20 protein-coding genes are annotated in these 21,983 nt (G+C 69.5%); 5 read left to right on the top strand and 15 right to left on the bottom strand.

The annotated features are described in order from the left end of the window. Positions 1-85 precede the first annotated feature (85 nt). A complete protein-coding gene (locus AC6CH0_RS12650; protein WP_498101399.1) occupies positions 86-1,390 on the top strand; it encodes an SWIM zinc finger family protein in 1,305 nt (434 codons plus the stop codon). Continuing rightward, entirely contained in the window at positions 1,387-4,722 is a 3,336-nt protein-coding gene (locus AC6CH0_RS12645; protein WP_498101397.1) for a DUF7824 domain-containing protein, read from the top strand. The genes AC6CH0_RS12650 and AC6CH0_RS12645 overlap by 4 nt, the downstream gene beginning before the upstream one ends. On the opposite strand, the gene AC6CH0_RS12640 is transcribed toward AC6CH0_RS12645, so the two are convergent. After that, positions 4,712-5,521 carry an isoprenyl transferase gene (locus AC6CH0_RS12640; protein ID WP_498101395.1) on the bottom strand — a complete coding sequence of 270 codons (810 nt, stop codon included), beginning with the start codon at positions 5,519-5,521 and terminating at the stop codon, positions 4,712-4,714. The genes AC6CH0_RS12645 and AC6CH0_RS12640 overlap by 11 nt on opposite strands. Then, positions 5,518-6,255 (bottom strand): DNA repair protein RecO, encoded by a 738-nt coding sequence (gene recO / locus AC6CH0_RS12635; protein WP_498101393.1) that lies wholly within the window; start codon positions 6,253-6,255, stop codon positions 5,518-5,520. Before recO ends, AC6CH0_RS12640 begins: the two co-directional genes overlap by 4 nt. A 126-nt stretch (positions 6,256-6,381) precedes the next feature. Between recO and AC6CH0_RS12630 the strand changes: the two genes are divergently transcribed. Together AC6CH0_RS12630 and AC6CH0_RS12625 are read left to right on the top strand one after the other, a co-directional pair. After that, positions 6,382-7,131, top strand: coding sequence for an SDR family oxidoreductase (locus AC6CH0_RS12630; protein ID WP_498101391.1), 750 nt, complete (start codon positions 6,382-6,384; stop codon positions 7,129-7,131). 79 nt (positions 7,132-7,210) lie between these two features. Further along, positions 7,211-7,870 carry a trimeric intracellular cation channel family protein gene (locus tag AC6CH0_RS12625; RefSeq protein WP_498101389.1) on the top strand — a complete coding sequence of 220 codons (660 nt, stop codon included), beginning with the start codon at positions 7,211-7,213 and terminating at the stop codon, positions 7,868-7,870. A gap of 111 nt (positions 7,871-7,981) precedes the next feature. Here AC6CH0_RS12625 and leuA read toward each other — a convergent pair whose 3' ends face one another. From leuA to hrcA, 13 genes are all read right to left on the bottom strand, one after another. After that, positions 7,982-9,757, bottom strand: coding sequence for a 2-isopropylmalate synthase (gene leuA / locus AC6CH0_RS12620; RefSeq protein WP_498101387.1), 1,776 nt, complete (start codon positions 9,755-9,757; stop codon positions 7,982-7,984). 224 nt (positions 9,758-9,981) lie between these two features. After that, entirely contained in the window at positions 9,982-11,379 is a 1,398-nt protein-coding gene (locus AC6CH0_RS12615) for an ABC transporter permease (RefSeq protein ID WP_498101385.1), read from the bottom strand. Continuing rightward, positions 11,379-12,140: an ABC transporter ATP-binding protein gene (locus AC6CH0_RS12610; RefSeq protein ID WP_498101383.1), complete on the bottom strand. Its 762-nt coding sequence runs from the start codon at positions 12,138-12,140 to the stop codon at positions 11,379-11,381. The genes AC6CH0_RS12615 and AC6CH0_RS12610 overlap by 1 nt, the downstream gene beginning before the upstream one ends. 106 nt (positions 12,141-12,246) lie before the next feature. Next, a complete protein-coding gene (locus AC6CH0_RS12605; protein WP_498101381.1) occupies positions 12,247-12,909 on the bottom strand; it encodes a response regulator in 663 nt (220 codons plus the stop codon). Then, on the bottom strand, positions 12,906-14,099 hold the full coding sequence (locus AC6CH0_RS12600; RefSeq protein ID WP_498101379.1) for a sensor histidine kinase: 1,194 nt from the start codon (positions 14,097-14,099) through the stop codon (positions 12,906-12,908). Before AC6CH0_RS12600 ends, AC6CH0_RS12605 begins: the two co-directional genes overlap by 4 nt. A 122-nt stretch (positions 14,100-14,221) precedes the next feature. Further along, positions 14,222-15,130 carry a GTPase Era gene (era, locus tag AC6CH0_RS12595; protein ID WP_498101377.1) on the bottom strand — a complete coding sequence of 303 codons (909 nt, stop codon included), beginning with the start codon at positions 15,128-15,130 and terminating at the stop codon, positions 14,222-14,224. Next, a complete protein-coding gene (locus AC6CH0_RS12590) occupies positions 15,108-16,424 on the bottom strand; it encodes a hemolysin family protein (RefSeq protein WP_498101375.1) in 1,317 nt (438 codons plus the stop codon). The genes era and AC6CH0_RS12590 overlap by 23 nt, the downstream gene beginning before the upstream one ends. A gap of 1 nt (position 16,425) precedes the next feature. Further along, complete coding sequence (gene ybeY / locus AC6CH0_RS12585) at positions 16,426-16,887, bottom strand: rRNA maturation RNase YbeY (RefSeq protein ID WP_498101373.1); 462 nt, start codon at positions 16,885-16,887, stop codon at positions 16,426-16,428. A gap of 22 nt (positions 16,888-16,909) precedes the next feature. Next, positions 16,910-18,010 (bottom strand): PhoH family protein, encoded by a 1,101-nt coding sequence (locus AC6CH0_RS12580; RefSeq protein WP_498101371.1) that lies wholly within the window; start codon positions 18,008-18,010, stop codon positions 16,910-16,912. Further along, positions 17,997-18,359: an HIT domain-containing protein gene (locus AC6CH0_RS12575; RefSeq protein WP_498101369.1), complete on the bottom strand. Its 363-nt coding sequence runs from the start codon at positions 18,357-18,359 to the stop codon at positions 17,997-17,999. The genes AC6CH0_RS12580 and AC6CH0_RS12575 overlap by 14 nt, the downstream gene beginning before the upstream one ends. Before the next feature lie 24 nt (positions 18,360-18,383). Next, positions 18,384-19,118: a 16S rRNA (uracil(1498)-N(3))-methyltransferase gene (locus AC6CH0_RS12570; RefSeq protein ID WP_498101367.1), complete on the bottom strand. Its 735-nt coding sequence runs from the start codon at positions 19,116-19,118 to the stop codon at positions 18,384-18,386. Positions 19,119-19,130: 12 nt separating this feature from the next. Then, positions 19,131-20,234: a molecular chaperone DnaJ gene (dnaJ, locus tag AC6CH0_RS12565; protein ID WP_498101365.1), complete on the bottom strand. Its 1,104-nt coding sequence runs from the start codon at positions 20,232-20,234 to the stop codon at positions 19,131-19,133. A gap of 57 nt (positions 20,235-20,291) precedes the next feature. Continuing rightward, the gene (hrcA, locus tag AC6CH0_RS12560; RefSeq protein ID WP_498101363.1) at positions 20,292-21,314 is read right to left on the bottom strand and encodes a heat-inducible transcriptional repressor HrcA; all 1,023 of its coding nucleotides are present in this window, start codon (positions 21,312-21,314) and stop codon (positions 20,292-20,294) included. A gap of 193 nt (positions 21,315-21,507) precedes the next feature. Between hrcA and AC6CH0_RS12555 the strand changes: the two genes are divergently transcribed. Beyond that, the gene (locus tag AC6CH0_RS12555) at positions 21,508-21,909 is read left to right on the top strand and encodes a DUF4870 domain-containing protein (protein WP_498101361.1); all 402 of its coding nucleotides are present in this window, start codon (positions 21,508-21,510) and stop codon (positions 21,907-21,909) included. Positions 21,910-21,983 lie beyond the last annotated feature (74 nt).

Here is a 21,983-nt window from a genome sequence, read left to right as displayed (position 1 = left end):
CGACGCAGGCGCTACCGCTGCAGGGTGGGCCGCCTCCGCTAACCTCGTCCGCATGGGTGTTCGCGGGTTCACGGAAACGTCAACGGTGACGGCGAATCGGCTTTCGCTCGCGCTCGCGCCCGCCCTGACGCCTGCCGGCCCGGTCACCGGTGCCAGCTTCTTCCACGGCTTCGCGACCGAGCCTCAGACACTGGCACGCGGATTGCTGTCGCTCGCCGACATCACCGCCACCCGCTACTTCAAGTACACCCCGACCACCCAGCGCGACCCGGTGCTCACCGCCCACGGCGACCGGCTGCGCGCTGAAGTGTTCTCGGCCTGCAACAGTGTGTACGCACGACTCGATGTGCTCGACTCCGGACTGGACGGCGGTGAGGTGGCCCATGGAACCACCAACGTCGACATCGGCATGACCACACGGCGCGCACTCGCCTCGGTCGGCAGGAGCGAGTTGCTCCATCTCGATGTCGGACATGGCGGGATGACCCTGGCCACACCTTCCGTTGCGGCGACCGAACGACCGGTCGAGATGCCGAACCGGTGGATCCCCGCGTTCGGCAACGTCGCGGAGATGCATCGTCGACTCACGCGGGCGTTCACGCTCGACCGGGCGGCGGCGCGAGCGATGCTCACCTCGATCCCCGCGACGACCGCGGCGGGATCTGTCGGGTGGCTCACGCCGACTTCTGCAGGGTTCCGTCTCGCGCCGCGTCGTACGACGGGCGCCGTTCACGTGAACGGGCTGCACCGCCTGAGCGGGCTGAAGCGGCTGCTCCCGAATGTGATCGGACTCACCGTGTACGGCCCTGCCGACGGCGAGGCGGGCGCCACGGCGTTCGAGGTCGAGCTCCCGCACGCCCGCCTGCTGCTCGGGCTCACCACGGAGGCATGGCGCGGGTTCTCGGGCGAGGGCTCGCTGCTGAGCGCGCTGGCCGGTCCAGAGGTCACCGAGCACGCGGGGCTCGTCTCAGCGCTGCTGGCGTTCGAACCGGTGATCGACGTCGAGCGGCTTCGCCTCGAGTCGGGGCTCACGACGGCGGAAGTGGAGTCGGGTCTCGCCGTGCTCGCCGCCTCTGGACGCGTCGGCTGGGATGTGCGCGCACGCGCCCATTTCCACCGCGAGCTGCCCGACGACACCGAGCGAGCCACGCGCGACAATCCGCGCGTGACGGGTGCGCGCCGACTTGTCGCGCAACACCGCGTCGAACGGGGCACCGAACCCGGCGAGTGGCTCGTGCACGCAGGGACCCGCGCCGAGCCCGTCGCCTACACCGTGCGCAGCGCCGACGGCGATTGCCGCTGCACCTGCACATGGCACCTCACCGGCGGCACCGATCGAGGACCGTGCAAGCACGTGCTCGCGGTGCAGATCATGATGGAGATCCGATGACCGACGCCCTCGCTCGTTCGCTCGAGCTGTTCAACGACCTCGGTTGGGCCGGCGCCGCACAGACCGACGCGCTCGCACTCCCGGTTGGCACCGATTCGCAGCAGCGCGAAGCCCGCGCCGGCCTGCAACGCGGCGACTGGAACGTGTGGGTCACTGAGGGGAACACCCTCACCCGCGAGTCGGTGGTCGGCGAGACCGACCACGGGATGCTCGCGCTGTTCGCGATCCGGGTGGGTGCAGACGCACGACGTGCCGAGGCGGTGCTCGGCGGGCCGGGTTCCGTGGCCGATCAGCTGGCCGCCGATGTGCTCGCGACGCGCGGCCCCAACTTCGCCATCGCCTTCACGTCGCGCGCCTGCCGCTCCAACCGGCGCCCCTGGGAGCATGCGACGTCGGTGCACGCCGGTCGCGCTGTGCGCCTGGTGCACCATCATGAGCTGCCCGTGCCCGAGAGCGTGGAGTACCTGAAGGATTGGGCCGTGTACGCAGCTGTCGCGCTCGGGGTGGAGGCGGAGCTGTACCCCGCCGGCCGCGGCCCGATCGACGCCGACGTCATCCGATCGCGATTCATCGACCATCTGCGCACCGGCGTTGCCGTGGGGGCACCGGCGACCGGGCCGTTCGGCGCAGTGGTCGCCGCAGGCGCCGAACAGGGCTGGGTCGAGCGCGACGAAGCGGTGACCCTCGTGCTCACCGCCCTCGACGCCGCGCAGCGACCCGGCGATCGCAAGGTCTGGGCCGGCGTCCTCACCGACTCGCTCGCACTCGCCGACGTAGAGCTCGCCGCGCATGCCGACGCGCTCCTCGGTGCCCTCAGCCACGCGGAAGCTCCGGTGATCACCGCCTTCGCACCCGCGATCATCGAGTACGGCGACGCGTATCAGGCTGCCGACGCGCTCTCGCTGTCGCTCGCCACGAAGCCCAAGGCTGCCCGAAGGGCGGTGCTCGACGCGGCGCTGCGCCGCGCGCAACCCCTCACCGGTGACGCGGCCGAGACCGCGGCTTTCGCCCTGTCGCCGGTCGCGGCCGGCCGAGACGCTCCGCTGGCGACCGCGGCCCGGGCGCTCCAGGACCGATGGGGCGTCGGCGACCAACCCGTCGAGGAGCCCGAGGCCGCAGCGATCGCGTGGCAGCCCACGCCCGAGGTGTGGACCGTGCAGCGGTTCCATCTGCCCGCCGTCTCACCTGCCGCGCTCGCCGAGGCTGCAGGCGTGCTTGCATCGCGCCCCGAAGGCGCGGAAGACCTCGAGATCGATCGCTTCCTGGAGCTTGCGAACGCCGTCGCGCGGACGGACGTCGAGTCGGCGCGTGGTGCGCTCCGCGGGCTGAGGCAGAACTGGCGCGCCGGGGTGAGCGCTGCCGCAGATTGGGTCAGCAGTACTCGCATCCGAATGCTCGACCGGCTCGTACGATCCGGCCACGACGATTGGCGGAGCGATGTGGTGTTCGGTCCGATGCCGGCGCGCGAGGCCGCGGTCGTCCAGCGGCTCGGCGAGGTTCCCGCGCTCCTGTCCACGCCGTCATGGGACGACCTTCGAATCGCGCCGGACGACCTCGTCGAGCGTCTGGAGGCATATCGCGATGCGGGCGCCACTGCGAGTGAGGCGGATCTGTTCCTCGCGCTGCTCCGTCTCGATCTGGCGTGCGTCGAGCAACGACACCTCGATGCGCTCGCCGGGCTGAAGGTGCCCGTCGTGCTGCAGTCCGGCGAACTGATGACGGTGACGGCCGGACCGGCGGTGCGCGGGTATGCGCTCGATCCGTTGCGCGAGCCGTCGCTCGTGCAGGACGAGGACGGCGACTGGCGCCGCGCCCGCACCACGCTTCCGGCATCGCTCGCCACGTTCCCGGCGCGCATCGACACGACGAGGTTCGGTTGGGGCGAGCCCGTCGAGCTGCCGACGTGGGGCGACGGAGCGTACTCGGGCGACGGACTCGAAGCCGGTAGCGGCTACGAGTGGCGGCAGCTCGCGCGCCGCAAGGAACCGCTCACACCGCGCCTCGCCGCACGGATGCTCTGGGGACTCAGCTCACCGCACTCGAATGCCGCCACCGACATGTTCGAGGGGGTACTCGAAGCATGGGATCGAGGGCTGCTGCGGCCGGGAGCGGCCGATTTCGGACTACTTGACCGGGGTGACTCGAATGGCGCGCAACTCGCCCGCGTCGCACTGGAGCTGAGTGAAGCCGGACTCGGCTCGGTCATGTGGCCACTGCTCGACGATTTCGTGGGCCGGTCGCTGGGAGCGGTTCGGATGGCGGCGGGCACCGCGGAGATCGTCGAGGCGATCGGCGCTCTGCTGCCCGCTGCCTCGGATGCCGTCGCCGCCGGGCTCGCCGCCCCATCGACGCTCGACCTCCCGCACACCCGCGCCCTCGCTGCCCGCCCGGGCTCCTCGCGCGCCGTCGCCGCCGCGAAAGCCATCGTCGACGAGCTCCCCGAACCGAGCGCACCCGCCGACACAGGCACCGACGCTCCTTCACCGAAACCCGACCTCGATCTCGATCTCGATCTCGATGCGATCTGGCCTGCCGGAGACGGGGAGGGACCCGCCATCGACGACGGCGTGCACCTCGCCTCCTCATCGCACACGCGTGGATCGAAGCGGTTCGTGCCGCTCGAATTCGCTCTGGCCGAGGCGCCCGATGTGCACTACCGGGCGCTCATGTCCTGGTCATATGCCCTCGACCACGAGGGTCAGCTCGACGCCGACACGATCGTGGGTGAGGAACGCCGCTGGCTGCAGTGGGAGGAAGCAGCTGGTCGGATCGTCCCCTCGGAGTTCCGGGACCGCAGTGCGGGCAAGAACGGCCCGTCGAACAGCGGCCGGGTTCCGCCGCTGACAGCGCTCATGGTGGCGGTCGTGCTCGCCTCGCTCTGCTCCGACGTCGAGTCGCGCTACAGCGTCGATGCGATGGTCGCCAACCGCCGATTCGGCGCCGAGTCGGTGCACCTTGCGGCGTCGCGCCTGTTGCCGCTGCCCGACATCTCCCCCGCACGCATGATGGGCGCGATCGAGCGCGAGCTGCGCGCGCTACCGGTGCTGTGGCCGTTGCTCACCGAATCCGTCCGTTTCGCGGCCTCGCAACCGAAGCCGCCGTCATGGCTGAATCGCGTGCTCGACGTCGCGCTGCTTCGAGCGTCGGTGCTGCGCACCGCCGCGGCCGCCGGCCGAATCCCGGCCGAGCACGCCGCGTGGCCGGGCCTGACCGAACTCGCGTCGCGGTCGGGATCGAGTGCCGCGCTCACCAAGGCGCGGAAGCTCGTGGTCGAGCTCGGCCTCGGCGGACGACGGCGACCTCCGACGGCGCCTGCTCGAGTCAGCCGCTGACGGTCGGCGCGTCGACCGCGCCACCGAATCGGCGGTTGCGGCTCGCGTAGAGTTCGATCGCCTGCCACAGATCGGTGCGCGAGAAGTCGGGCCAGAGGGTGTCGAGGAACACCATCTCGGCATACGCCGACTGCCACAGCATGAAGTTCGAGGTGCGCTGCTCCCCCGAGCTGCGCACGAACAGGTCGACGTCGGGCAGCTCGGGCACGTAAAGCCGCTTCGCGATGAGCTTCTCCGACACCGCCGACGGGCGCAGGCGGCCGGATGCGACGTCGTCGGCGATCGATCGAACGGCATCGGCGATCTCGTTGCGCCCGCCGTAGTTGACGCACATCGTGAGCGTCAGCGTGTCGTTGCCGGCGGTCAGCTTCTCGGCGAACTGCAACTCGTTGATGACCGAAGCCCAGAGGCGCGGGCGACGGCCCGCCCATCGGATGCGCACGCCCCACTCGTTGAGCTGGTCGCGGCGGCGGTGCAGCACATCGCGGTTGTAGCCCATGAGAAAGCGCACCTCTTCGGGCGATCGCTTCCAGTTCTCGGTCGAGAACGCGTAGACGGAGAGATGCTTCACCCCCGCCTGGATGGCGCCCGCGACGACGTCGAGCAGGGCGACCTCACCCGCCTTGTGCCCCTCGATGCGGGTCAGTCCGCGGCGATTGGCCCACCGGCCGTTGCCGTCCATGACGATCGCGACGTGGGCCGGCACCGCGCCCCTGGGCAGCTCGGGCGGGTGGAGGCCCGTCCAGTCGACCGGCCGGTAGGCGACCGCGTCGCGGTGGGTGTAGGGCTTCGGGCTCACTGGGCGGTCGTCTCCCTGGATACGTGCGGCAACGAGCGGAGGCCGCGCTCGAGGTGCCACTGAGTGTATGCCGCGATGATGCCGCTCGCCTGGCCGCGATCGCGGTCGCTCGACGCCTTCGCGAACGCCCAGTCGCCGGCGAGCAGGGCGCCGAGCAGCGCCACCGTCGAGCTCGCGATGCGCGGGGTTCCGGGGGGCGCGCAGTCGTCGCAGACGACGCCGCCGAGCTGCACGACGACGGCCGTGTGCTCACCCACCCGGCCGCATCTTGCGCAGTCCTGGAAGCTCGGCGCCCAGCCGGCGAGGGCGAGCGCACGCAGCAGGTACGAGTCGAGGGTGAGGCTCGCCCCGTGCTCGCGGCGCGAGAGCGAGCGGAGGGCACCGACCAGCAACAGGTACTGCTGCAACGACCCCTCGGCCTCGGTCAGCTTGTCGGCGGCCTCCACCATCGTGTTCGCCGCGGTGTACGCCGAGTAGTCCTGCGTGATCAGCGCACCGTAGGCGCCGATCGACTCTGCCTGCGTCACGACGTCGAGACTTCGCCCCTCGTACAGCTGCAGGTCCGCGACCATGAACGGCTCGAGCCTCGAACCGAACTTCGAGCCGGTGCGCCGAACGCCCTTGGCGACCGCTCGGACCTTGCCGTGCTGCCGAGTGAGCAGCGTGATGATGCGGTCGGCCTCGCCCAGCTTGTGGGTGCGGAGCACGACGGCTTCATCTCGGTACACGGGCACCCTTCATTCTCCCACTCCCGGCGGTCGAAGCGGCCGAAGCGGATGCCGCGGCGGAGTGATTGCGCATGCTTGACTGTTGCTCGGTCGAGCGGTCATCGACCCACGCGCGAATCGAGGGAGCAACGAATGGGCGGAGTCCTCGTCACCGGGGCGACGGGAACGGTCGGCCGGAGACTCGTCGAGCGGCTTCGCGCCGACCAGGTCGATCTCCGTGCGCTCAGCCGACGCGGCGGGCCCGGGCTCGTCGCCGGCGACCTCGCCACCGGGGCGGGCATCGAGTCGGCCCTGGCAGGCGTCGACATGGTCGTGCACCTGGCGACGACGAACCGCGACGACTCCGGGCTCGCCCGCACCCTCGTGCGAGCTGCGCAGACGACCGGACTCCCGCACGTGGTGCTGCTCTCGATCGTCGGCATCGACCGTATTCCCCTGCCGTTCTACCGCGGCAAGCTCGCGACCGAGTCGGTGCTCGTCGAGTCGGGCGTGCCCCACACGATTCTCCGATCCACGCAATTCCACACCCTCGTGGCCGGGATCCTCGGCGCACAGCGGTATTCGCCCGTGCTCCTCGCTCCCTCGTTCCGGGTGCAACCGATCGATGTCGGTCAGGTCGTCGATCGACTCGTCGAACTCGTCGCCGCACCGCCCGCAGGGCGGGTGGCCGACATCGGCGGGCCGGAGGCGCGGACATTCCGTTCACTGGCTGAGGCCTATCGAGCATCGACCCGATCTCGCCGCCCCATCGCACCGTTGCGCCTGCCAGGCCGCACGTTCAGGGCGCTCCGGTCGGGCGCCGCGCTCGTGCCCGGCGAGGCGTACGGCACGACCACGTTCGAACAGTTCCTCTCAGCGCAGGCCGACGGAACGCACCGGTGATCCGGCCCGGTCACCCGCGACCCCGCTCGACCCGGCGCGGATGCCGCGTGCCCCAGCCGACCCATGGTTCACTGGTGCCGTGAGCACCGCCCTCTTCACGATCCCCCTCTGGCTCGACCTCGCTGCCGTCGCCATCGGCGCGATCCAGGGCGCGATGTTCGCTGCGCGCCTGACCGAACGGCGCATCGACCTGCTCGGCGTCGCCCTCATCGGGGTGATCGTCGGCCTCGGCGGCGGTCTCCTGCGCGATCTGCTGCTGAATCAACTGCCCGCGGCCATGGCCAGCAACTGGTACCTGCCGATCGCGACCGCGGCGGCGCTGCTCGGCATGGCACTGCTCCGGGTGTTCACGAAGCTCAACGGCCTCATCATCGCCCTCGACGCCGTGACCATCGGCCTCTTCGGCGCGATCGGCACGTCGAAGGCCCTCGCCTACGGCGTACCGGTGGTGCCCGCCGTGTTCGTGGGCGTGCTCTCCGCCGTCGGCGGATCGATCTTGCGCGACGTCGCCCTGAACCTGCCGATCGCGCTCATGCACGTCGGATCGCTCTACGCGATCGCCGCCACGGCCGGAACCGTGCTGCTCGTCGTCCTCGTCGCGTTCGGCGTGAACATCCTCGTCGCCGCGTCGGCGTGCGTCATCGTCACCACGCTCACCCGCCTCGGTTCGGTGCGCTTCGGCTGGAGCCTTCCCGAGCAGCGCGCCCTCGGCTCATGGAAGGTCTGGCGACGCGCCTGACGCGTGCACACCGGCCCAGCGCGCCGTCGGCTCACCGGACTTCAAGCGGACGAGCCGTGCAACGAGCGGATGCCGCGAGCGCACCTCGCGCACGCGGCATCCGGATTCGAATCAGACCGAGACGACCTCGCGTTCGGCGGCTGACGGAGCCGTGCTCCGGAGCGCACGGTTGACGGCGGAGACGACCGCCTTCAGCGATGCCGTCGAGATGTCGGCGTCGATGCCGACGCCCCAGAGCACGCGGCCCTCGACCTCGAGCTCGACATACGCCGCCGCCAACGAGTTGCCGCTCGCCGCGAGCGTGTGCTCGACGTAGTCGCGCAGCTGCACGTCGACGCCCTCGGTGCCGAGTACCGCGAGGAACGCGGAGATCGGGCCGTTGCCGTTCGCATCGGCTTCGAGGCGCTCGTCGCCGTCGCGGAGACCCACTCGCACGTTGACGACACCGTCGAGGGCGCTCTCGGTGCGCAGCGACAGCAACTCGAAGCGGCCCCACTTCTCGTCGGGGTGGTCGGCCGGCGCCGGCAGGTACTCGTCGTTGAAGACGCGCCAGATCTCATCGCTCGAGACCTCGCCGCCCTCGGCGTCGGTCTTGGCCTGCACGACGCCCGAGAATTCGATCTGCAGCCGGCGCGGCAGGTCGAGTGCGTGATCGGTCTTCAGCAGGTAGGCGACGCCGCCCTTGCCCGACTGGGAGTTCACGCGGATGACGGCCTCGTAGCTGCGGCCGAGGTCACGCGGATCGACGGGCAGATAGGGCACCGCCCACTCGAGCTCACCGAGGCCGACTCCGCGGCGCTCCGCCTCGGCGTCCATCGCCTCGAAGCCCTTCTTGATCGCGTCTTGATGCGACCCGGAGAACGCCGTGTAGACGAGGTCGCCCGCCCACGGGTGACGCTCGGGTACCGGCAACTGGTTGCAGTACTCGACCGTGCGCTTGACCTCGTCGATGTCGGAGAAGTCGATCTGCGGATCGATGCCCTGCGTGAACAGGTTGATGCCGAGCGCGACGAGGTCGACGTTGCCGGTGCGCTCGCCATTGCCGAAGAGGCATCCCTCGATGCGATCGGCACCCGCGAGGTAGCCGAGCTCTGCGGCGGCCACCGCTGTGCCGCGATCGTTGTGGGGGTGCAGCGAGAGGATCACGTTCTCGCGATGTGCGAGATGTCGCGACATCCACTCGATGGAGTCGGCGTAGACGTTGGGGGTCGCCATCTCGACCGTGGCCGGCAGGTTGATGATGACCTTGCGCTCGGGCGTCGGCTCGAAGATCTCGATGACCTGGTTGCAGATGTCGACCGCGAACTCGAGTTCGGTTCCGGTGTAGCTCTCGGGCGAGTACTCGTAGTAGACGGCGGTGCCGGGGACGGTCGCCTCCATCTCGCGACACTTGCGCGCGCCGTGCAGGGCGATGTCGATGATGCCCTGCTGGTCGGTGCGGAAGACGACCTCGCGCTGCAGGATGCTCGTCGAGTTGTAGAGGTGCACGATGGCCTGCTTGGCCCCGGCGATCGCCTCGTACGTACGCTCGATGAGGTGGTCGCGCGCCTGGGTCAGCACCTGGATGGTGACGTCGTCGGGGATCGCCTGCTGGTCGATGAGGCTGCGCACGAAGTCGAAGTCGGTCTGGCTGGCGCTCGGGAACCCGACCTCGATCTCCTTGTAGCCCATCTTGACCAGGAGGTCGAACATGATGCGCTTGCGCTCGGGGCTCATCGGGTCGATGAGCGCCTGGTTGCCGTCGCGAAGGTCGACGGCGCACCAGCGCGGCGCCTGCTCGATGCGCTTGGTCGGCCACGTGCGATCGGGCAGTTCGACACGGATCTGCTCGTGGAACGGGCGATAGCGATGCACGGGCATCGACGACGGCTTCTGAGTGTTCTGCATGGGGTGCTCTTCTCGCTTACGGATGGGTTTCAGCCGACGACGAACTCCGCAGCGAGGGAGGCCTGAGAACTAGGACTCGCTGCGGCAGCTAAGGAGAAGCAGGCCGTGAAGCACGAGTCAAGGCTAACACCGCACGCCGCCGGGCGCGCAATATGACGGGACGAGCGGATGCCTTCCCCGACGCACCCGCTCGTCCCGCCCACTCGCCCCGCGGGCGCGGTCCCCTAGTCGACCGCGAGGGCGACCACCGGCGAGACGCGCATCGCGCGCCGCGCCGGGGCGATCGAAGCCACGAGGGTCAGCACCCCGGCAGCGACGAGCAGACCACCGAACAGCACCCACGGCACGCCCGGGAACACGAAGACCGGCTCGCCCTGCGCGCCACCGAGCAGCGCTTGCGCTCCGGCCCAGCCGTACCCGAACCCGAGCACGATGCCGCTCACGGTGGCGGCGAGCGTGAGCGCCGCGCTCTCGACCACGATCATGCGGCGCAATTGGCGTCGGTCGAAGCCGAGCGCACGCAGCAGACCGAGCTCGCGCGTGCGCTGCATCACGCTGAGCGAAAGCGTGTTGACCATGCCGATCGCGGCGATCAGAGCACTGAAACCGATCAGCACGGTGAAGACCGCGACGGTCACGTTCAGCATCTCGTCGATGCCGGCGTACACCTCGGGACGCGCCTCCTGCGCGGCGAGCAGCATCGCCCGGTACGACTCCATGGTCACGGAGAAGGTCGTGACGAGCGTGACGCCGATGACGAGCCCGATCGTCATGCGCGAGCTCCGTTCGGGGTGGCGCACCGCGTTCTCGGCGGCGAGGCGCGCTGCCGGCGAGCTGCCGAAGACCCGCCCGATGAGGCGTAGCACCGGCGGCATGACGAGGTGCGCACCGAGCACGATGCCCGTGAACGAGACGAGTCCGCCGACCATGCCCACCAGCACGCCGTACGGCTCGGTGAGCCCCCAGATGACGCCCGCGATGAGCAGGCCGATGCCGATCGCGAACAGGACGAGCGCCGTGATGTTGCGACCCCGGTGGCGCCCGAGCTCCTCGCGGTCCTGCTCGTGCGAGTTGCCGATGGCCTGGATCGGTCGCACCCGGAGCACTCGCCGCGATCCGACCCACGAGGCGAGCCAGGTGGTGACCACCACGGCCACCGCCGGCAGCACGATCGAGACATTCAGGTAGTCGTAGTCCGTCGCCGGCATGAGGTCGTTGGCGACGGCGAAGACCGCGAGGCCGAAGGCGATGACGGTGCCGAGCAGCACGCCGATGGCGGCTCCGGCGACACCGATGAGGAGCCCCTCTCGCGCGATCTGGACGCGCTGCGAGCGCGCGCTCGAGCCGATGAGCCGCAGCAGGGCGATGAGTCGGGTGCGGCCGGCCACAACGGTCGAGACGGTGTTGGCCGTCACGATCGCACTGACGTAGATCGAGATCACGATGAACACGAGCGCGACGATGCCGAGCATCAGGGCCACCGTGTCGCTCCGGCCGGTCACGTCGTCAGCGGCGATCGCAGCGCCGAGCAACCCTGTGATGTGCAGCAGGGCCACGCCGAACGTGCCCGCGAGCGCGGCGACGAGCAGGGTCGGCCACTGGTCCTTCAGCCTGGTGTGCATCAGGCTGCCATCTCCATCGAGAGCATGAACGAGGAGATCTCCTCGGCAGTCGACCGACCCGAATCGCGCACGATGCGCCCGTCGGCGAGGAACAGGATGCGATCGGCGTGGCTGGCCGCGACGGGATCGTGGGTGACCATGGCGATCGACTGGCCGTAGCGCGCGCTCGCCGCGGCGAGGAGGCCGAGCACCTCACGGCCGGTCCGCGAATCGAGATTGCCCGTGGGCTCATCGGCGAACACGAGGTCGGGCCGGGTGGCGAGGGCACGTGCGATCGCGACGCGCTGCTGCTGACCGCCGGAGAGTTCGTGCGGGCGGTGCCCGATGCGGGAACGAAGGCCGAGCGTGTCGAGGAGTTCGTCGATCCAGCCCTGCTCCTCGCGGGTCGGGCGCCGCCCGTCGAGATCGAACGGCAGCATGACGTTGCCGCGCACGTCGAGCGTCGGCACCAGGTTGAACGACTGGAAGATGAACCCGATCCGGCGTCGCCGGAGCACCGTCAGGGCTGAATCGGGAAGCTCGGTGATGTCGGTGTCCCCCAGCCAGACCCGCCCGGTGCTCGGTGAGTCGAGACCCGCCATGATGTGCATCAGCGTGGACTTGCCCGACCCCGAAGGGCCCATGATCGCTGTGAACTCGCCTCGGCGGAGGCCGAGCGAGATCTCGTCGAGGGCGGTGACGGCACCTGAGCCGTCTCCGTAGCGTTTGCCGAGTTCGGCGACGCGGGCGATCAAGCCGAGGTCAGAAGGTTGGATCTGCATGAACTCGACGCTACGGATGGTGTGCGCGGCGGTCATCCTGCGCACGGATGGTTCACCGTCATCCCTGCGGATGACGTTGCTCGGCGATTCGGGTGCGGGTCCGGGGTCAGGAGACGTCGTGCTCGTACGCGAAGACCACGAGCTGCACCCGGTCGCGCAGGCCGAGCTTGGCGAGGATCCGACTGACGTGGGTCTTCACCGTCGCCTCGGACAGGAACTCGGACGCCGCGATCTCGCCGTTGCTGAGCCCTCGGGCCGCGAGGGCGAAGATCTCCCGCTCACGCGGGGTGAGCTCCGACCACGCCGAGGGCGCAGGTCGGCGGCCGCTCCCCCGGCCGACGTGGGCGAACAGCGCCCGAGTCGCAGCCGCAGCGATCACCTGGTTGCCCTGGTGCACGGTGCGCACCGCTGCGAGGAGGAACTCGGGATCGGCGTCCTTCAGCACGAACCCGCTCGCGCCCGCGCGAATCGCCCGAGCTGCGTTCTCATCGAGGTCGAAGGTCGTGAGCACGAGCACCCGGGGCGGTGCGATCCCGTCGCGGTCGGCCGCGGCGAGGATCTGCTCGGTCGCCGCGATACCGTCTTGGGCCGGCATCCGAACGTCCATGAGCACGACGTCGGGGCGTTCGCGGCGGGCGAGCTCGACGGCGGCCACGCCGTCGCCCGCCTCGCCGACGACCTCGAGATCGGGCTGGGATTCGATCAGCATGCGCACCCCGGCACGGAACAGCGCCTGGTCGTCGACCAATGCCACCCGGATGACGCTCATGCGAGCCGACCCGTCTGCGCCGGGATACGGGCGAAGAGCCGGAAGGTGCCGTCGTCGCCTGCCTCCGCACGCAGCGTGCCGCCGGCGAGCTGAGCGCGTTCGCGCATGCCCGGGATGCCGTGCCGGAAGGCGTGCGACTCGGGCGGCGTGGCATCCGCCCGCCGGGCGTTCACGAGCGTCACCACGACACCGTCGGCATCCCAGGCGAAGGTGAGCTGCACCGGCGCGGCAGTGTCTCCGTGACGAAGGGCATTGGTGAGGCCTTCCTGGGCGATTCGATAGACGGCGATCTGGTGGCCGGTACCGAGCGGCAGGCGCACCCCGGTCTCAGCGAAGTGTACGTCGAGCCCTGCTGCGCGTACCTGCTCGAGCAGGCCGCCGAGATCGTCGAGCACGGGTTGCGGCGCGCCGGCCTCGTCGTGACGCAGCTCGGCGAGCAGCAGGCGGACATCGCCGAGCGCGCCGCGCGCGACGCCGGCGATCGTGCCGAGCGCGTCGACGGCGGCCTCGGGTTTCGCCGCCGCGGCGAACCGGGCGCCGTCGGCCTGTGCGATCACCACTGCGAGCGAGTGCGCGACGACGTCGTGCATGTCGCGCGCGATGCGGTTCCGTTCCTGCTCGACCACGTACCGGTACTCGACGAGCTCGCGCTCGCGATTGGCGGTGTCTTCGCGTCGACGCACCTCGCGGGTGTCGCGCACGGAGCGCACGAGGAGCCCGGCGGTCCACGACAGCACGAGCACCGCGATCGAGGCGACGAAGAGCACCAGCGTCAGCACGAGGGTGCTGACGGTGTCTTGGGGGCCCGCGAACCCGGCGTTGTCGATGAGCGGTTTGACGACCGCGAGGTACGCGGTCGCGAACAGGGCGCCGACGCCGGCGGAGGCGAGCCCCAGCCACTTGAGGATCCTCCCGCCGTGAGCCGCGGTGGAGTAGAGCACCCCGATCACCGCGACGTCGTAGAGCTGAAGATCCCGCAGCATCGCCATCTGGGCGAGCGCGGAGGCCCAGGCGATGCCGAGCGACCATGCGGGTGAGTGCCGCCGGACGGCGAGGGCGCCGGTGAACCCCGCGAGCACGACGAGGTCGGGCCACCCGCCGAGTGCCGCGAACGGCGCGCACATCAATGCGAACACGCCGGCGAGCACGATGTCGGTCGTGAGCTTCGCGCGGCTGATCCTGATGGGCACCGATCCACCGTACGCGCTCACGAACGCACGAGCCTCAGTCGGCGCCCGGAATCATCCTCGAGACGTACGACGCCCACGGCGCGCGCATCGTTCGGCAACCGATGCGAAGGTTGCGCCGGGCGTCAGAAACCGAGGCGTCCGAGCTGCTTGGGGTCGCGCTGCCACTCCTTGGCGACCTTCACGTGCAGCGCGAGGTGCACCTTGCGGCCGAGCAGGCCCTCGATCTGCGCCCGCGCCGTCGTGCCGACCTCGCGCAGGCGCGAGCCGCCCTTGCCGATGATGATGCCCTTCTGGCTGTCGCGCTCCACGTAGAGGTTCGCGTAGATCTCGAGCAGATCCTTATCGTCACGTTCGATCATGTCGTCGACGGTCACGGCGATGGAGTGCGGCAGTTCGTCGGAGACGCCTTCGAGGGCGGCTTCACGGATGAACTCGGCGATGCGCTCGGCGGGGTCTTCGTCGGTGAGCGTCTCGGCCGGATACAGCGGCTGCTCGGACACGGGGAGCAGGGCGAGCAGTTCGGCCACGAGCACATCGAGCTGCTCACCGCGCGGGGCGGACACGGGAATGATCGCGGCCCACTCGCGAAGCTCGGACACGGCGAGCAGGTGCTCGGCGATCTGCTTCTTCGACGCGGCATCCGTCTTCGTGACGATCGCGACCTTCCTGGCCCGCGGGTAGTGCTCGAGCTGCTCGTTGATGTAGCGGTCGCCCGGGCCGATCGGCTCATTGGCGGGCACGCAGAACGCGATCACGTCGACGTCGCCGAGCGTCGACTGCACGAGGGAGTTGAGACGCTCGCCGAGCAGGGTGCGGGGCCGGTGGAGGCCGGGCGTGTCGACGAGGATCAGCTGGCCGTTCTCGCGGTGCACGATGCCGCGGATGGCTCGACGGGTCGTCTGCGGCTTCGAGCTCGTGATCGCCACCTTCTCGCCCACGAGGGCGTTGGTGAGGGTCGACTTGCCGACGTTCGGCCGCCCCACGAACGACACGAATCCGGCACGGTACTCAGCCACGGCTGTTCCTTCCATCGAGGTCGCTCGACTCGAACGAGGTCTGCACGTCGATGAGCGCCTGGTCGCGTTCGACGAGGATCGTCGAGATGCGCTTGCGTCGGCCTTCGGTGCGCTCCGCCTCGAGCATGAGGCCCGAGACGGTGACGCGTTCACCGGGGAGTGCCAACCGGCCGAGTTCCTTGGCGAACAGGCCGCCCACCGAGTCGACGTCGTCGTCTTCGATGTCGAGTCCGAAGAGCTCGCCGAGCTCGTCGATCGCCAGTCTCGCATTCACCCGGAACTGCCCGTCGCCGAGGTCTTCGATCTGCGCGGCCTCACGGTCGTACTCATCGGAGATGTCGCCGACCAGCTCTTCGATGACGTCTTCGAGGGTGACGAGCCCCGCGATGCCGCCGTATTCGTCGACGACCATGGCGAGGTGGTTGGACTCGAGCTGCATCTGGCGCAGCAGCGCGTCGGCCTTCATCGATTCGGGCACGAACAACGCCGGGCGCACCAGTTCACCCACCGTCAGCCCCTCGGCGTCGAGGGGTCGCTCGAAGCCGAGCCTGGCGAGGTCGCGGAGGTAGAGCACGCCGGTGACGTCGTCGGCATCGCGCTCGATCACCGGGATGCGCGAGTACCCGGCGTTCAGGAACACGGCCATGGCGTGCTGCAGATGTGCCGACGCCTCGATCGTGACCATGTCGGTGCGCGGCACCATCACCTCGCGCACGACCGTGTCGTTGAACTCGAAGATCGAGTGGATCAGCTCCCGGTCGCCCTCTTCGAGCACGTCGAGCTCGGTGGCTTCGTCGACCATGCTGAGCAGCTGTTCTTCGCTGGAGACGCCGGCGAACCGGATGCGACCCGGCGTCACCCGGTTGCCGAGCGAGACGAGCGCGCCCGCCAAGGGGCCGAGCAGCACGCGAAGGAAGTGCACGAGCGGCGCCGTGAGTTGCAGCACCCTCGTCGCGTGCACCCGACCGACGCTGCGCGGGCTCGCTCCGACGAGTACGAACGACACCGCGGTCATGATGAGCGCCGCGAAGAGCAGCACGAGCCACACGTTGTCGAGGAACGAGGTGAACGCGAGCGTCACGAGCACCGCCGCGGTGGTCTCGGCGATGATGCGGACGAAGTTGACGGCATTGACGTGCGCACCGGTGTCGTCGGCGATCGCGAGGAGCGAGCGTCGAGCGCGCGACTCGAGCGCGAGCTCGGTCACGTCGGCGCGGGAGCTCGATGCGATCGCCGAGTCGACCGCAGCCATGAGCCCGCCGAAGGCGACGAGCATGAGGGCTGCGCCGAGGAAGAGCCAGGGCTGCATGTCAGCGGCGCCGCTCCTGCATCGAGAATCCGACGAGGATGTCGCGCTGGATGCCGAACATCTCTTTCTCCTCGTCGGGCTCGGCGTGGTCGAACCCGAGCAGGTGCAGGATGCCGTGGGTCGTCAGCAGCATCAGTTCGTCGACGAGCGGATGCCCCGCCGCACGCGCCTGCGCCTCGGCGACCTGCGGACACAGCACGACGTCACCGAGCAGCCCGGGTGGGGTCGGCGCCTCTTCGGTGCCTGGCCGCAACTCGTCCATGGGAAAGCTCAGCACGTCGGTGGGGCCGGGCTCGTCCATCCATTGCACGTGCAACTGCTCCATGGCGCCCTCGTCGACGAGCACGATCGCGAGCTCAGCGTCGGGGTGCACGTGCATCGCGTCGAGCGCGTACACCGCCAGCCGCTGAATGGCGGCCTCATCGACCTCGATGGCCGATTCGTTGTTGATCTCGATGCTCACGCCGTGAACCTCTCCGTCTCGTTCAGTTCGATTTGCGCGGCAGATGGTCGCGCGGGCCCTGGTGCCCGCGTCGCTCGGCACGGTTCGCGAACTCCCGCGCCTGGTCGCGTTCGAATCGTTGGGCCTGCTGGCGCTGGTCGTATTCGGTGTACGCGTCGACGATGCGGCCGACGAGCGTGTGCCGTACGACGTCGTCACTCGTCAGGCGCACGAACTCGATGTCATCGACGTGGTCGAGGATGCGGGTCACGAGACGCAGGCCGCTCGCACCGCCCGGCAGGTCGATCTGGGTGATGTCGCCCGTGACCACCATCCGAGAGCCGAAGCCGAGCCGGGTGAGGAACATCTTCATCTGCTCGGGCGTGGTGTTCTGCGCCTCGTCGAGCACGACGAACGAGTCGTTGAGCGTTCGGCCTCGCATGTACGCGAGCGGCGCGACCTCGATCGTGCCGGCCGCGAGGAGCTTCGGCACGATCTCGGGGTCCATCATCTCGTTGAGCGCGTCGTAGAGCGGTCGCAGGTACGGGTCGATCTTGTCGGTGAGCGTGCCGGGCAGGAACCCGAGTCGCTCGCCGGCCTCGACCGCCGGTCGGGTCAGAATGATGCGGCTGACCTCTTTGCGCTGCAACGCCTGCACGGCCTTCGCCATCGCGAGGTAGGTCTTGCCGGTGCCGGCCGGACCGATGCCGAACACGATCGTGTGCTCGTCGATCGCATCGACGTACTGGCGCTGGCCCTCGGTCATCGGCCGGATTGTCTTGCCCCGGCTCGAGACGATGACCTGTCCGAGCAGCTCGGACGGCTTGGCATTGGGATCGGCGTCGAGCATGCGGGCCGAGCTCCTCACTTCTGTCGGTGTGGGATCTTGCCCGCTGCGCACGAGCTCGAGCAGTTCCTCGATCAGGCGCCGCACATGGAGGCGGCCCTCGGTATCGCCGCGGATGGCGATCTCGTTGCCGCGCACGTGCACCTGCACGTCGGGGTATTCGCGCTGCACTTGCGTGAGCAGGCGGTCTTGCGGGCCGAGCAGGCGCACCATGGCGATGCCGTCGATGCTGAGCCGTTCCTCGTCGGCCGGCGCGGACTGCTCGGCGTCGCCGCCGATCGGGTCACTCACCGGCAAGCGTGGCCTCCTCGAGACCGCCCGCCAGCACGTGCGCGTGCACGTGGAAGACGGTCTGACCGGCAGCGGCTCCGGTGTTGAAGACGAGCCGGAACTCGCCGCCGGCGAGCTCGTCGGCCACCGAGCGGGCCACGTCGACGAGCTCGGCGAGCAGACCGGGATCACCGGCGGCGAGCTCGACGACGTCGCGGTACGTGCCCGATTTCGGCGTGACGACGACGTGCACGGGCGCTTTCGGCGCGATGTCGTGGAAGGCGATGACCCGCTCGGTCTCTGCGACGAGGCTCGCGGGGATCTCACGAGCGGCGATGCGCTCGAAGAGGGTCGGCTCTGCGCGGGACTCGGTCATCCCCCCATCGTAGCGACGGATGCCTCACCACCGCCCGAGTGCAGCATTGAGCACGGCGATCGCGGCGGGCCCGGCCGTCGACGTGCGCAGCACGGATGCGCCGAGGCGCACCGGCTCGGCGCCCGCCGCGGTGAGGCGTTCCAATTCGGCCGGGGAGATGCCGCCCTCGGGGCCGACGACCAGTGCGAGGTCGCGGCCGTCGGGGCGGAGCTCGGTGAGGCGCGTCGACGCGGTCGGCTCGAGCAGGAGCACTCGCTGCCCGTCGAGCCGCGCGGCGAGCTCGGCCGTCGAGGTCAGCGGTGACACCGCGGGCAGCCAAGCTCGGATCGACTGCTTCACCGCCTCACGCACGATGTTCGCCCAGCGCAGGCGCCCCTTCTCCGCCTTCGGTCCGTCCCACCGCGAAACGGAGCGGGCAGCCGCCCACGGCACGATCGCGTCGACGCCGAGCTCGGTCGCGGCCTGCACGGCGAGTTCGTCGCGATCGCCCTTCGCGAGCGCCTGCACGAGGGTGATGCGCGGTGCCGCCGCTTCGACGGCGACGACCTCATCGACGGCGAGTTCGAGCTCCCGCGACCCTGCCGAGACGACGGTGCCGGACACGAGGATTCCGCGTCCGTCGCCGATCGCGATGCGCTCGCCCGGCCGCACCCGCGAGACGGTCACGGCGTGCCGCGCCTCGTCTCCCGCGAGCGTGACGGTGCCGCCCGGTCCGATGGCCGAGAGTTCGAGTGTCTCGTCGAGGTAGAGGTGGCTCACCGGAGCATCCGCCTAGCCGAGGAACCGGTCGCGCAGCCGGGCGAAGATCCCCTGCTGGAAGTGACTGAGCTCGGGCTCGGGGGCCTTCTTGGATGCCGCGAACTGCTGCATCAGGTCGCGTTCCTTCGAGGAGAGCTTCGTGGGGGTGACGACCTGCACCCCGACCTTGAGGTCGCCACGACCGGTGCCACGGAGCCGGGAGACGCCGCGTTCCTTCACGGTGAGGATCTCGCCGCTCTGCAGGCCGGCCTTGAGTTCGAGTGCGACATCGCCGTCGAGGGCGGGGATCGTCGCGTCGGTGCCGAGGATCGCGTCGGTCATCGACACCTCGAGCGTGCACAGCAGGTCGTCGCCGTGACGGCTGAAGACGTCGTGGCTCTTCACCTTGATCTCGAGGTAGAGGTCGCCGTTCGGGCCTCCGGCGGGGCCTGCCTCACCGGAGCCCGGCATCTGCAGGCGCACGCCCGTGTCGACGCCCGCCGGGATGTCGACCGGAACGGTGCGGCGGGCGCGTACGCGGCCCTGGCCCTGGCAGGTGACGCACGGCGTCGCGATGACGGTGCCGTAGCCGCGGCAGGTGCCGCACGGGCTCGAGGTCATGACGTTGCCGAGCAGCGATCGCACCGAGCGCTGGATCGAGCCGGTGCCGTGGCAGATGTCGCACGTGACGGGCGAGGTGCCCGGCTGGCAGCACGAACCGTGACAGGTCTCGCAGGTGACCGCGGTGTCGACCTCGATGTCGCGATGCGTGCCGAAGATCACCTCGTCGAGGCCCACCTCGACCCTGATCAGCGCATCTTGGCCGCGCTCCCGCCGTGACCGGGGCCCCCGGCTCTGCTGTCCGGCCCCGAAGAACGTCTCGAAGATGTCGCCGAAGCCGCCGAAGTTCTGACCGCCGCCGCCGAAGCCGCCCTGACCACCGAGGTCGTACTGCTCGCGCTGCCGCGCGTCGGAGAGCACGTCGTACGCGTGCGTGACCTCTTTGAAGCGTTCGGATGCCTCGGCGCCCGGGTTGACGTCGGGGTGGAGCTCACGCGCGAGACGGCGGTAGGCCTTCTTGATCTCGTCGGGGGTGGCGTCGTGCGCGACGCCGAGGACCTCGTAATGGTCGGCCACGGAGGGCTTGTCCTTTCGATTGCCGGAAGTGCCGGTCGGATGCGACGGGCGGCGGGTTCAGCTCTCGCCGAGGGTGCGGGAGAGGTAACGGGCGACGGCGCGAACGGCCGCCATGCTGTTGGAGTAGTCCATGCGGGTGGGGCCGACGATGCCGAGCCTCGAGATGTCGCGGCCCGGGATCGCGAAGGAACTCGAGACGACGGAGGTCTCGCCGAGGCCGAAGGAGGCGTTCTCGCGGCCGATGCGCACCGTGACGGCATGGTCGTCGGTCGCCATCTCGCCGAACAGCCGCAGCAGCACCACTTGCTCTTCGATGGCCTCGATGACGCCGAGGATCGATCCGGCGAAGTCCTGCTCGGTGCGCACGAGGTTCGCCGCGCCGGCCACGACCAGACGGTCTTGACGTTGCGCCCGCGCCTGATCGGCGAGCGTGGCGGCCAGCGTGTGGAGGACGGCCGCGTGATGCGGATCGACGCTGTCGATCTCGCCGGACAGCGCCTCGGCGGCGTCGGCCATCGCGCGACCGCCTGCGACCTCGTTCAAGCGCGCCCTGAGTCCGTCGAGGATCTGCTCGTCGACCGGCTCCTCGAGTTCGGCGAGGCGCTGCTCGACCTGACCCGAATCGGTGATGAGGATGCAGAGCACGCGGTCGGACGCGAGCGCGATGAGCTCGACGTGCCGCACGCGTGCGCTGCCGAAGCTCGGGTACTGCACGACCGCGAGCTGATTGGTCAGTTGCGCGATGAGTCGCACCGTGCGCGCGAGCAACTCGTCGAGATCGCTCGATTCGCCGAGGAAGGTCTCGATCGCCTGCCGTTGCGCGCTGCTCATCGGGCGCACCTCGGTGAGCTGGTCGACGAAGACCCGATAGCCCTTGTCGGTCGGAATGCGACCCGACGAGGTGTGCGGCGCCGCGATCAACTCCTCTTCTTCGAGGAGCGCCATGTCGTTGCGGATCGTCGCAGCGGAGACGCCGAAGGCATGCCTCTCGACGATCGACTTCGACCCGACGGGTTCGCGCGACGCGACGTAGTCCTGCACGATCGCGCGCAACACGGCGAGGCTGCGTTCGGAGACCATGACCCTCGCTTCCGTCGAAGAGTTGGCACTCGAATCGAGTGACTGCCAATCATATCGCGACATCCTGCGACGATGCCGTTGCCAGCCGCGGGGCGGCGGCGCTACCGTATGGGTATTCCGCGAGTCATCCTCGACGACGACCTCCTGTCGCACGAGACGCGGGTCATCTGAGAACCCCCGAAAGGCACGCATCATGACTGATCCGAACTCACCGTCGCCCGACGCGAACATTCCGCCGCAGCAGCCCGCGGCACCGCAACCGGTCGCCGCACCGCTGTCGCCCGAGCAAGACGTGCAGTGGGGCTCGTTCGCCCACCTCGGCGGCATCCTCGGCCCGCTGCCGTCGCTCATCATCTGGCTCATCTTCAAAGACCGCGGCGCCTTCACGAACACCGAAGGCAAAGAGGCGCTGAACTTCCAGATCACGATCTTCTTCGCCTATGTCGTCGGCTGGATCCTCACGTTCATCCTGATCGGCGTCTTCGTCGTGTGGGCCGCATGGATCGTGGGCGTCATCTTCTCGATCATCGCGTTCCTCAAGGCGAAGGACGGGCAGCACTACCGCTACCCCTTCGCGATCCGCCTCATCAAGTAGCAGCGGTACGCGAGCGCGCCGGGCAGGTACTCGCCCGGCGCGCTCCCCTGTGCCAGCATGAACATGTTCGAACC

This window comes from Agromyces sp. GQ35 (genome assembly GCF_059758475.1).
This window is presented reverse-complemented; position numbering and strand designations above follow the sequence as displayed.